The organism is Streptomyces sp. NPDC014656, assembly GCF_043084305.1.
Taxonomy (GTDB): domain Bacteria; phylum Actinomycetota; class Actinomycetes; order Streptomycetales; family Streptomycetaceae; genus Streptomyces.
The window spans coordinates 18514-29427 of record NZ_JBIBZN010000008.1; the positions used below are offsets into that span (position 1 = coordinate 18514).

General features: G+C 73.3%; 9 protein-coding genes and 1 tRNA gene. 8 read left to right on the forward strand and 2 right to left on the reverse strand.

Annotated features, from left to right (window positions below; translation table 11 throughout):
* Positions 1–107 precede the first annotated feature (107 nt).
* Positions 108–827, forward strand: coding sequence for a DUF317 domain-containing protein (locus ACF1ED_RS19285; protein ID WP_391762395.1), 720 nt, complete (start codon positions 108–110; stop codon positions 825–827).
* A gap of 187 nt (positions 828–1014) precedes the next feature.
* On the opposite strand, the gene ACF1ED_RS19290 is transcribed toward ACF1ED_RS19285, so the two are convergent.
* Positions 1015–1087: transfer RNA gene (locus ACF1ED_RS19290), tRNA-Arg, on the reverse strand.
* Between the two features lie 299 nt (positions 1088–1386).
* On the opposite strand from ACF1ED_RS19290, the gene ACF1ED_RS19295 reads away from it, so the two are divergent.
* The 7 genes from ACF1ED_RS19295 (at position 1387) to ACF1ED_RS19325 (ending at position 10283) form a co-directional block, all read left to right on the forward strand.
* Positions 1387–3009, forward strand: coding sequence for a dynamin family protein (locus tag ACF1ED_RS19295; protein ID WP_391761945.1), 1623 nt, complete (start codon positions 1387–1389; stop codon positions 3007–3009).
* Between the two features lies 1 nt (position 3010).
* On the forward strand, positions 3011–4807 hold the full coding sequence (locus ACF1ED_RS19300) for a GTP-binding protein (protein ID WP_391761947.1): 1797 nt from the start codon (positions 3011–3013) through the stop codon (positions 4805–4807).
* A 282-nt stretch (positions 4808–5089) separates the two neighbouring features.
* Positions 5090–5569 carry a single-stranded DNA-binding protein gene (locus tag ACF1ED_RS19305; RefSeq protein ID WP_391761949.1) on the forward strand — a complete coding sequence of 160 codons (480 nt, stop codon included), beginning with the start codon at positions 5090–5092 and terminating at the stop codon, positions 5567–5569.
* A 224-nt stretch (positions 5570–5793) separates the two neighbouring features.
* A complete protein-coding gene (locus ACF1ED_RS19310; protein WP_391761951.1) occupies positions 5794–7251 on the forward strand; it encodes an LAETG motif-containing sortase-dependent surface protein in 1458 nt (485 codons plus the stop codon).
* A 275-nt stretch (positions 7252–7526) separates the two neighbouring features.
* Positions 7527–9191, forward strand: coding sequence for an energy-dependent translational throttle protein EttA (ettA, locus tag ACF1ED_RS19315; protein ID WP_079022001.1), 1665 nt, complete (start codon positions 7527–7529; stop codon positions 9189–9191).
* A 7-nt stretch (positions 9192–9198) separates the two neighbouring features.
* On the forward strand, positions 9199–9624 hold the full coding sequence (locus tag ACF1ED_RS19320; protein ID WP_200423969.1) for a thioesterase family protein: 426 nt from the start codon (positions 9199–9201) through the stop codon (positions 9622–9624).
* Positions 9621–10283 (forward strand): hypothetical protein, encoded by a 663-nt coding sequence (locus ACF1ED_RS19325; protein ID WP_391761954.1) that lies wholly within the window; start codon positions 9621–9623, stop codon positions 10281–10283. Before ACF1ED_RS19320 ends, ACF1ED_RS19325 begins: the two co-directional genes overlap by 4 nt.
* Before the next feature lie 3 nt (positions 10284–10286).
* On the opposite strand, the gene ACF1ED_RS19330 is transcribed toward ACF1ED_RS19325, so the two are convergent.
* Positions 10287–10898: a hypothetical protein gene (locus ACF1ED_RS19330; RefSeq protein ID WP_391761956.1), complete on the reverse strand. Its 612-nt coding sequence runs from the start codon at positions 10896–10898 to the stop codon at positions 10287–10289.
* Between the last annotated feature and the right edge of the window lie 16 nt (positions 10899–10914).

A 10914-nucleotide genomic window follows, 5' to 3' on the forward strand; every position in this document is an offset into this window, starting at 1 on the left:
GGAGACGTCCCTGCGGCCATGTCAACGTAGACGACCGCCCAGAACCTCAGCCGCATGGAGGCGCCCTGTACCGGCAGCACCACGATGACTCCTTCCTCCCCGACCCGATCTACTGGGTCACCCCTCGCCACCTGGCAGGCGACGACGAGGCTCTCGCCGACCAGGTGGGCGTGGTCCTCACGTCCGCAGGCTGGCGGATGTGGCCGACCGCCCGTGACACCCTCCTCTACACAAGCCCCGACGGGCTGTGCGGCGCCGAGTGGACGCGCGCCGCCTGCTCCTTCGAACTGGGATACCTTCCGGTTGCCTGGCAGGTCTCGGCCCGGACCCGTCCGACCAGCGCGCTGGCGGAATGGAACGCGTACTTCACCGCCGGCGTCCCCCATGAGGCGCTGACCGACTTCCTTCTCGCCCTCGACGCCCGCTCGGAACCGGCGGGCTCCTTCGACAGTCCCGAGACCGTCGTAGCGGCGGTCTGCGCCCAGGGGTGGGCTCGCGACATCGACCGTCCGCACACGGCTGCCCTCGCTCCCGGACTCTCGGCCGGCATCTCCTTGGAGGAGGTGCCCCTGCTCGTCCGCGATGCCGACCCGCGGCCCGGAAGGTTCGGCTGGCAGGCGTGGGCGGAGCCCGTCGTCGGGGATCCGTACCTGTGGTGCACCACCTTCAGCAGCAGCGTGCCGCATGACCTCGTCGCGATCTTCGCCTCCTCGCTCGCCTCGCCGTACCCCGTGCAGCGTTCCTGCCTGCCCGCGGGAGTCGAGGGACGACTGACGGTCGTCCGGCCCGGGGTTGACCGACAGGGAAGAGCGAGTGGGGCGGAGTGAAGCGGGCAGTGGGCGGCCTAAAACTTCGGGCCATTTTCGGGCCGAACGGTCGCCGGAGGCCGCCCTTGGCCGGTTTCAGCCGGACAGATCAAGCCATCCACGGGCCGCCCCCGGCGCCCCTACCCCCGGACCGAAAACCGCCCCTGACCAGCAAAAAGGACCCTCCCGAAGGAGGGTCCCGGTGTTGCGCCCCCGGCAGGACTCGAACCTGCGGCCAAGTGCTTAGAAGGCACCTGCTCTATCCGCTGAGCTACGGGGGCCGGTGGTGGCCTCGGGCCTGGTGGCCCGGGTGGGTGGGGTGGGGCTGCCGGGACAAGGATAGGGGTCCGGTCGCCTTGGCCCTGGTGCTTCACCTGCGTGGCACGATGTGGAGGTTCGGTGAAGCGAACCGATAATCGCAGGCAGGTGCGATTCGCGCAGCGCTTTTCGCGCCACGCGCGGCGGGTGTTGTGCACTCGTTATGCCCGGGGTTCCGGGTACCCCCTCCTTCTTCGGCGCGCAGGGCCGCCATACGCTTCAAAAACGCTCATAAATTGGGCATTCTTCGCATGTGGTGACCTTGGACGAACGGCCTCAGCTGATCGACGCACTCTCGGCCCTGCGCGACCGAGTCGCGGCCGTGCGTCTTCCCCTCCCCCTTCCCGACGTGCCGCGCGCCCGGCAGACGCGGGCCGAACTGCTGGCGCAGCTCGACGACTACCTGGTGCCTAGGCTGAAGGACCCGGACGCGCCGCTGCTCGCCGTCGTGGGCGGGTCGACGGGGGCCGGGAAGTCCACGCTCGTGAACTCGCTCGTCGGGCGGCGGGTGAGCGAGGCGGGGGTGCTGCGGCCGACCACCCGGACGCCGGTGCTGGTCTGCCACCCCGAGGACCACCACTGGTTCGCGGGGCTCCGGGTGCTGCCGCAGCTCACCCGGGTGTGGCTGCCGCAGGCCGACGACGACCACCCGGCCGTCGAGTCGGCCGACGCCGAGGACAACGCGCTGCGGGTCGAGACCGCCGCCACCCTGCCCCGCGGGCTCGCGCTGCTCGACGCCCCCGACATCGACTCCCTGGTCATCGAGAACCGGCTGCTCGCCGCCGAGTTGATGTGCGCCGCCGACATCTGGGTGATGGTCACCACCGCGTCCCGGTACGCCGACGCCGTGCCCTGGCACCTGCTCCGTACCGCCAAGGAGTACGACGCCACCCTCGTCACCGTCCTCGACCGGGTGCCGCACCAGGTCGTCGGCGAGGTCTCCCGGCAGTACGGGGCGCTGCTCGACAGGGCCGGGCTCGGGGACGTACCGAGGTTCACCATCCCCGAGCTGCCCGAGTCGACCGGCGGCGGGAGCGGACTGCTGCCCGAGAGCGCCGTCGCCGCGCTCCGGGGGTGGCTCGCGCACTGCGCGCAGGACCCGGCCGCCCGTCAGCAGGCCGTCTCCCGGACCGCCTCCGGCGTCATCGACTCGCTCGACACCCGCCTCCCCGAACTGGCCGGCGCCGTCGCCGCGCAGTACGCCGCCGCCGGACGCCTCGGGGGCGCCGTCGAGACCGCCTACCGCCGGCAGGGCGCGCGGGTGCGCAAGGAGCTCGGCAAGGGCGCCGTCCTCGCCGGGGACGCGCGGGCCCGCTGGCGCGCCTACCCCCGCGACAGCACCGCCGAGGAACTCCTCGACGCGCTCACCGAGTCCCTCGCCGCCCTCCTCCACTGCGCGGTCTCCGCCGCCGAGGAGGAGATCCGCGAGGTCCACCGGCGCGAACCGGCCGCCGCCGCCCTGCGTACGGTGCCCGCCGGCGGCGACCGGGAGGTCGCCGAGCGGGTCGGCCTGGAGGTGCGCCGCTGGCGGCGGGTCCTGGAGGAGCTGGCGGAGGAGGAGGTGCGGGGCGTGGAGAAGCCGACCGGGCGGGGGGCCGCCCGGGTCGCCCTGCCCGACGCCGAGACCGTCGCCGCCCTGCTCGCCGCCTCCCTCCTCGGCGGCCGGCGCGCCCGGCCCGCGGGCGAGCGGCTCGCCGAACTCCTCGGCGCCCAGGCCGCGCTGCGCCTGCGCGACAAGGGCGGCGACCTCGTCCTCACCCACGTCGACCGCGTCCTGCACGCCGAGCGCGACCGGAGCCTCGCGCCCCTCGACGCCCTCGGCGTCACCCCCGAGCCGCAGGCGGAGCTGATCGCCGCGCTCTCCGTACTGCAGAAGGAGAAGTGACGTGGCGCAGAAGCCGCAGGAGAAGGACGGACCGAAGCGGTGGGACGACGGGCTGATCGCGCGGCGCGCCGCCGAGCGGGCCGCCCCCGAGGAGCCGGCCGCGGAAGGGGAGGCGGCCGAGGACACCGAGCGGTTCGGGGGGAGCTACGGCGGCGGGCTGCGGACCCGCCTCGACGCCCTCCACGAGCTCGTCGGGCTCTCCCGCACGCGGGTCGAGAGCGAGGCCCTCGCCGAGGCCGGGCGGGTGCTGGACGAGGCCGCCGCCCGGCAGCGGCTCTCCTCCCGGCACACCGTCGTCGCCCTCGCGGGCGCCACCGGCAGCGGCAAGTCGACCCTCTTCAACGCCCTCGCCGGCGTGTCCGTCTCGGAGACCGGGCTGCGCCGGCCGACCACCTCCGCGCCGCTCGCCCTCACCTGGTCGGAGGGGGCCGCCGGACTCCTCGACCGGCTGGGCGTGCCCGGCCGGCTGCGGCGCCGGCCCCTCGCGGGCGGCGCGGCCGACGCCGAACTCCAGCCCCTCGTCCTCATCGACCTGCCCGACCACGACTCGGCCGTCACCGCCCACCGCGACCAGGTCGACCGGGCGCTCGGTCTGGTCGACGCCGTCATCTGGGTGGTCGACCCCGAGAAGTACGCCGACGCGGCCCTGCACGAGCGGTACCTGCGGCCGCTCGCCGGGCACGCCGAGGTCACCTTCGTGGTGCTCAACCAGGTCGACCGGCTCGGCGCCGAGGCCGCCGAGCTCGTCCTCGACGACCTGCGCCGGCTCCTCGACGAGGACGGCATGGCCCTCGGCGAGCACGGCGAGCCCGGCGCCACCGTGCTGCCCGTCTCCGCCCTCACCGGCGAGGGGGTGTCCGAACTCCGCGAACTCCTCGCCCGGTTCGTCCAGGAACGCACCGCGCCGGAGCGGCGCATCGCCGCCGACATCGACGCCGCCGCGGCCAAGCTGCGGCCCGTCTACGTCGCCGACGCGCGGACGGGGCTCGGGGAGCGGAGCCGCGAGGAGTTCGCCGGGCGGCTCGCCGTCGCCGTCGGGGCCCAGGCGGCCGGCGAGGCCGCCGAGCGGGTCTGGCGGCGCGGCGCCATCCGCGCCTGCGGCTCGCCCTGGCTGCGGCTCCACCGCTGGTACGGGCGGCAGCGCGCGCACGGCTCCACCGACCCCCGGCTCGCCTCGCCCGTCGAGGACGAACTGACCGCCCGGCAGCGCGTCGAACAGGCGGTGCGGATCGTGGCCGACGAGGCCTCGCACGGGCTCCCCGCGCCCTGGGCCCACGCCGTGCGGGAGGCCGCCACGCGCGGCGCCGAGGGGCTGCCCGAGGCGCTGGACGAGCTGGCCGCCGACCTCGGCGACCCGGCCGCCCGGCCGCCGCGCCCCGCCTGGTGGCCGGCCGCCGTCCTCGCGCAGGCCCTGATGACGCTGCTCCAGCTCTTCGGCGCCCTGTGGCTGGTCGGCCAGATCGTGGGCTTCGTGGAACCGGGGCTGCTGGCCCCGGTCCTGGTGATGATGGGCGGGATCGCCGGCGGGCCACTGATCGAATGGGCCTGCGAGAGCGCCGTGAAGGGACCGGCCCGGAGGTACGGGCAGGAGGCCGAACGCAAGCTCGCGGAAGCGGCCGCCGCCTGCGGTAGGGCCCGGGTCCTCGACCCCGTCTCGGCCGAACTGCTGCGCTACCGCGAGGTGCGCGAGCAGTACGCGAAGGTGGCCGGACCCCGGCCCTCGGCGCGGATCGTCGGCGCGGGCGGCCGCGGCGCGCCGCGGCTGGGCGCGACCCGGGCGGGAGCCCGCGTCCGGTAGGGCTTTTTCAGGTAGGGCCGTTCCCGGCAGGGCCTTTTCCGGTAGGGCCGCGTCCGGTAGGGCCGTTCCCGGCCGGGCCGCTCCCGGCAGGGCCGTTCCCGGCAAGGCCGCTCCCGTAGGGCCCTTTCCGGTGGGAGTGCCCCTGTCCATCCCCCTTCCGGGTGGGCGAGTTGTCCACAGCCCGTCGGTCGTCCACAGGCGCCGGCGGGCTTCTCGCCGCCCCGCCAGCATGGTGTCCACCAGAACGGGAGCGGGCTCACAGCTCGGGAGGGGACGCGAGGCATGAACGACACGATGGTGACCCTGGTGGGGAACGTGGCGACGACCGTGGACTGGCGGGACACGGTGGCGGGGAGGGTGGCCCGCTTCCGGTTCGCGGTGACCGCCAGGCGGTGGGACCGCGAGCGGGCGGTGTGGACCGACGGGCCGACCAGCTTCTACACGGTCTCGGCCTGGCGCTCGCTCGGCGCGAACGTCATGGCCTCGGTCGCGGTGGGGGAACCACTGGTGGTGCACGGCCGGCTGAGGGTCCGTGAGGACGAGCGCGACGGGCAGCGCAAGACCTTCGTCGACATCGACGCGTTCGCCGTCGGGCACGACCTCACCCGGGGGACCTCCGCCTTCTGCAGGAACCCGCGGGGGGAGCCCCGGCCCGCCGGGGAGGGCGACCTGACGGAGAGCGAGGCGGTTCCGGAACTCGTCCGGGCGGGCGGGGAGGACCCCTGGACGAGCGCGGCGCACCAGCTGGTAACCGCGCCCTGACCTTGAGTTGTGGGGATTTGTCGACCAACTCGCCGGGGGTATAACGATTCCGAGACGGAATGGTTATCTCACCGTATGACCGGGGACCGGGCCCTTCCGCCTCCCTAGGATTCCCGAGTACTCATGAGGCACGTGAGCCCATGGAGTCACTGAGTCTGCTGGCGGGCGCTCCCCCCACGTGAATAGACCAAGTTCGCGGAGCGACTCGCCCGGAGGGGAATGCAATGTTTTCAGTTCGTGGGCGCGGTGCTGCCCGTGCGGCAGCCGCGACCCTGGTCTCCGGCCTGGTCGCCTCCAGCGCGATAGCCCTCGCGGCTCCGGCGATGGCCGACGGCGGCGTCGCCGCGACGCTGGGCGGTCTCAAGGAGTCCGGCAGGATCCAGATCGAGAGCGACCGGGGCGACTCGGTCGAGCGCGGCGGTCTGTTCGACCTGACCGTGGAGGGCGGCGGCTCGCTGCAGGCGTACTGCATCGACCTGTGGACCTCCACCGACCCGGGTACGGCGTACAAGGAGACCGACTGGGACAAGTCGACCCTCCACGACAACCCGAACGCCGGCAAGATCCGCTGGATCCTGCAGCACTCGTACCCCGAGGTGAACGACCTCAACGCGCTGGCCGGCAAGGCCGGCGTGGCCGCCCTGACGGGCGAGGAGGCCGCCACGGCGACCCAGGCCGCGATCTGGACGTACTCCGACAACGTCAAGGCCACCCCGGAGGACCCGGAGGCCAAGGCGCTGGCCGGGTACCTGGTCGCCGAGGCCGCCAAGGCCCCGGAGCAGGAGGAGCCGAAGGTCTCCCTCGCCGCCGCCCCGGCCTCCATCGCGGGCAAGGCCGGCGACAAGATCGGCCCGTTCAAGGTGACCACCACGGCCGCCGACGGCGCCGTCAAGGTCTCCCTGCCGGCCGACGCCCCGGCGGGCGTCAAGGTCGTCGACGCGGCCGGCCAGGCCGCCACCACCGCGGGCAACGGCAAGGAGCTCTTCCTCGACGTCCCGGCCGGCACCCCGGACGGCACCACCAAGATCTCCCTGCAGACCGAGACCGAGGTCGCGATCGGCCGCGTCTTCGGCAGCGTCGAGGGCCACGAGCAGACGCTGATCCTGGCCGGCAGCAGCAAGTCCACGGTCAACACCGAGGTCACCGCCGCCTGGGCGAAGAAGGGTGCGGTCCCGGCCGTCACCGTCGCCGAGAACTGCGCCAAGGGCGGCCTCGACATCACCGCCTCCAACGAGGGCGACGAGGACTGGACCTTCGACGTGAAGGGCGTCTCCTACACGATCAAGGCCGGCGAGTCCAAGACCGTCACGGTCCCGGTCGCCGAGGACACCGCGTACGACTTCACCATCACGGGCCCGAACGGCTTCTCGAAGTCCTTCCAGGGCGTCCTCGACTGCAAGACCGCCCCGAGCCCGGAGCCGTCCACCGCCACCCCGTCGGCGACCCCGTCGACCGGCACCCCGTCCGAGACCCCCTCGGCCAGCGCGTCCACCCCGGCGCCCAGCGCCTCCACGGACGCCTCCACCGGTACCACCGGCACCACCGGCACCACCGGCGGTGACCTGGCCGAGACCGGCAGCTCCAACGCCACCCCGATGATCGCCGGCATCGCCGTCGCGCTCGTCCTGGCCGGCGGCGGCGCGGTGTTCTTCCTCCGCAAGAAGAAGGCCGCCGGTCAGTGACCACGGCCCGCAGCACGGCATGACGTCACGGGGTGATCGCACCCCGTGACCCGCACGGCCCCGGACGCCCTCGGCGCCCGGGGCCGTCGCACGTCCGCCCCCGCCCCCGCCCGTCCGGCCCCGCTCGCCACCCGTCCGCCGCCCCTCCGCCCCCCCGTCAGCGGCGGCCGCAGCGCCCCCGGGCCCGGGCGCGCCAGGTACTGGTTTCCGCCTGGGGGCGGCGGTGCGGCAAGATGGGTGTATCTGCCCACTCACTCTTTGCCGGACGGTTTCTCTTGGCTGAGTACATCTACACGATGCGCAAGACGCGCAAGGCGCACGGCGACAAGGTCATCCTCGATGACGTGACGCTGAGCTTCCTGCCGGGTGCGAAGATCGGTGTGGTCGGCCCGAACGGTGCCGGTAAGTCCACCGTTCTGAAGATCATGGCCGGGCTGGAGCAGCCGTCCAACGGCGACGCCTTCCTCTCCCCGGGCTACTCGGTCGGCATCCTCATGCAGGAGCCGAAGCTCGACGAGTCCAAGACCGTCCTGGAGAACGTCGAGGACGGCGTCGCGGAGATCAAGGGCAAGCTCGACCGGTTCAACGCCATCGCCGAGGAGATGGCCACGAACTACACGGACGAGCTCATGAACGAGATGGGCAAGCTCCAGGAGGACCTGGACCACGCCGAGGCGTGGGACCTCGACACCCAGCTGGAGCAGGCCATGGACGCCCTGGGCTGCCCGCCCGGCGACTGGCCGGTCAACAACCTCTCCGGTGGCGAGAAGCGCCGCGTGGCGCTCTGCAAGCTCCTCCTGGAGGCCCCCGACCTGCTGCTCCTCGACGAGCCCACCAACCACCTCGACGCCGAGTCGGTGAACTGGCTGGAGCAGCACCTCGCCAAGTACAAGGGCACCGTCGTGGCCATCACCCACGACCGGTACTTCCTCGACAACGTGGCCGAGTGGATCCTGGAGCTCGACCGCGGCCGTGCCATCCCGTACGAGGGCAACTACTCGACCTACCTCCAGAAGAAGGCCGAGCGCCTCAAGGTCGAGGGCAAGAAGGACGAGAAGCGCGCCAAGCGCCTCAAGGAAGAGCTCGAGTGGGTGCGGTCCAACGCCAAGGGGCGTCAGGCCAAGTCCAAGGCCCGCCTCGCCCGCTACGAGGAGATGGCCGCCGAGGCCGACAAGATGCGGAAGCTGGACTTCGAGGAGATCCAGATCCCGCCGGGCCCGCGTCTGGGCTCCGTCGTCGTCGAGGTCAACAACCTCTCGAAGGCCTTCGGCGAGAAGGTCCTCATCGACGACCTGTCCTTCACCCTGCCCCGCAACGGCATCGTCGGCATCATCGGCCCGAACGGCGCCGGCAAGACCACGCTGTTCAAGATGATCCAGGGCCTGGAGACCCCCGACGCCGGCGAGATCAAGATCGGCGAGACGGTCAAGATCTCCTACGTCGACCAGGGCCGCGCCAACATCGACCCCAAGAAGACGCTGTGGGCCGTCGTCTCCGACGAACTGGACTACATCAACGTCGGCCAGGTCGAGATGCCGTCCCGCGCCTACGTCTCCGCGTTCGGCTTCAAGGGCCCGGACCAGCAGAAGCCGGCCGGCGTGCTCTCCGGCGGTGAGCGCAACCGCCTCAACCTCGCGCTCACCCTCAAGCAGGGCGGCAACCTGCTGCTCCTCGACGAGCCCACCAACGACCTCGACGTCGAGACCCTCTCCTCGCTGGAGAACGCGCTCCTCGACTTCCCCGGCTGCGCCGTGGTCGTCTCCCACGACCGCTGGTTCCTCGACCGGGTGGCCACGCACATCCTGGCCTACGAGGGCGACTCCAAGTGGTTCTGGTTCGAGGGCAACTTCGAGTCCTACGAGAAGAACAAGGTCGAGCGGCTCGGCCCGGACGCCACCCGTCCGCACCGCGCCACGCACAAGAAGCTCACCCGGGGCTGAGGCCGTCGTGGCGAGACACCTCTACAGCTGCCCCCTCCGCTGGTCGGACATGGACGCCTTCGGGCACGTCAACAACGTGGTCTTCCTCCGCTACCTGGAGGAGGCCCGGATCGACTTCATGTTCCGGCTGGCGCCCGGGGACGGCAGCCCGTCCTTCTCCGGCGGGTCCGTCGTGGCCCGCCACGAGATCGACTACCTGCGCCCGCTGGTCCACCGGCACGAGCCGGTGACCATCGAGTCCTGGGTCACGAAGATCGGCGCGGCGTCGCTGACGATCGCGTACGAGATCAAGGACCCCGACGTGACCTACGTCCGGGCGTCCACGGTCGTCGTGCCCTTCGACCTGGAGGCGCAGCGGCCCCGCCGCATCTCCGAGGAGGAGCGCAGCTTCCTCCAGGAGTACGTCGACGACGGGATGACGTCCGCCGCATGACCGTGTTCGCCCCGCTCCACTTCGCCGACCCCAGGGAGGCGGCGGCCCTCGCCGCCTTCCTGGGCCGGCTCGTGCACTACGACCGCGCCGCCGCCGTCCGCCTCCAGGCCGGGGGCGGCGCGCTCGCCGTGTTCGGACGCCCGCCGTCCTTCGAGGTCCTCGCGATCCGCACGGCCCGGCTGGAGGACGCCGTCGACCTCGACGTCACCGTCTCCGCCGGGGAGCTCCTCGACGGCGTCGAGGAGGCGGCCGGCAAGGCCGTCGTCCCCGGCCCCGTCACCGGCCCGCCCTGGGCCGGCGTCCTCCCCTCGCGCACCGGCTGGCGGCCCGTCGAGGGCCTGCCGGGCGCCGCGGAGCTGCGCGGGGCGGTCGCCGCCGCCGTCGCCGAGTTCCGCCGCCGCGACGGGGAACTGCCCGAGGAGCGGCGCACCCGCGCCGAGCGCGACCGCGTCGGCCGGGAGATCTGGTCCCGGGTCCTCGGCACCACCGGCCTGCCGCTGCGGGCCGTGCACGCCGCACAGTCGCTGGGCTTCCTGCCGCCGCGGGACGTGCCCGTCGCGCTGATGGCCGCCGGCCCCTGGCTGCGGCTGCGCACCCCGTACGGCTCCGTCGCCCTGCGCACGGCCCCGGCCGGGCTCACCGTCACCCCCGCCCGGTAGCCCTCACCAGACCCGGCCGTCCGTCCCCTCGACCGCCAGCGCGGCCACCGAGAGGCCCGCCGCGAGCAGCAGCAGGCCCGCCGGGACGAAGGGGGCGCCCCGGGCGACGTTCTCGTCGGCCGGGACCGGGTCCATCCGGCGCGCCGGGTCGTAGGCGATCCTGATCGGCTCGCCCGCCTCGCCGAGCCTCGCCTCCCAGGAGAACTCCTTCGGGTGGCCGCCCGGGCAGTCCAGCGCGTGGTGGTACAGCCGTTTCGCCTCCGGGGCGCCCTCGCCGAAGGTGGGGTGGTCGGTGACCCGCACCTTCCCCACCACCACGCACTCCACCGTCTCCCCGCGCACCCGCGAGTCCCGGGCCTCGATCCACACCGCGCCGAGGCCCGCGAGCAGCAGCACCAGGGCCAGGACGCTGCCGCCCTCGCGGAAGAGCGCGTCGTGCGCCGCCACCGCGAGCCCGGTGAGGACGAGGGCGACGAGGACCGCGAGCGCGGTCGGCGTCCCCAGCGGGGACCGCATCGACCAGGTGCCCCACAGGTGCAGCAGCGCGCCGGCGCCGAACGGCACGGCCACCGCCCCGGCGTACGTGAGGACGCGTCCCCTTCCCGGCCCGGCCATCCCGACCACCCCCGGA

What these genes read in the sequence shown, in the direction of transcription:
- ACF1ED_RS19305 (WP_391761949.1), top strand. Translation starts at nt 5,090, where the DNA reads ATGAACGACACGATGGTGACCCTGGTGGGGAACGTGGCGACGACCGTG.
- ACF1ED_RS19310 (WP_391761951.1), top strand. Translation starts at nt 5,794, where the DNA reads ATGTTTTCAGTTCGTGGGCGCGGTGCTGCCCGTGCGGCAGCCGCGACC.
- ACF1ED_RS19325 (WP_391761954.1), top strand. Translation starts at nt 9,621, where the DNA reads ATGACCGTGTTCGCCCCGCTCCACTTCGCCGACCCCAGGGAGGCGGCG.
- ACF1ED_RS19330 (WP_391761956.1), bottom strand. Translation starts at nt 10,898, where the DNA reads ATGGCCGGGCCGGGAAGGGGACGCGTCCTCACGTACGCCGGGGCGGTG.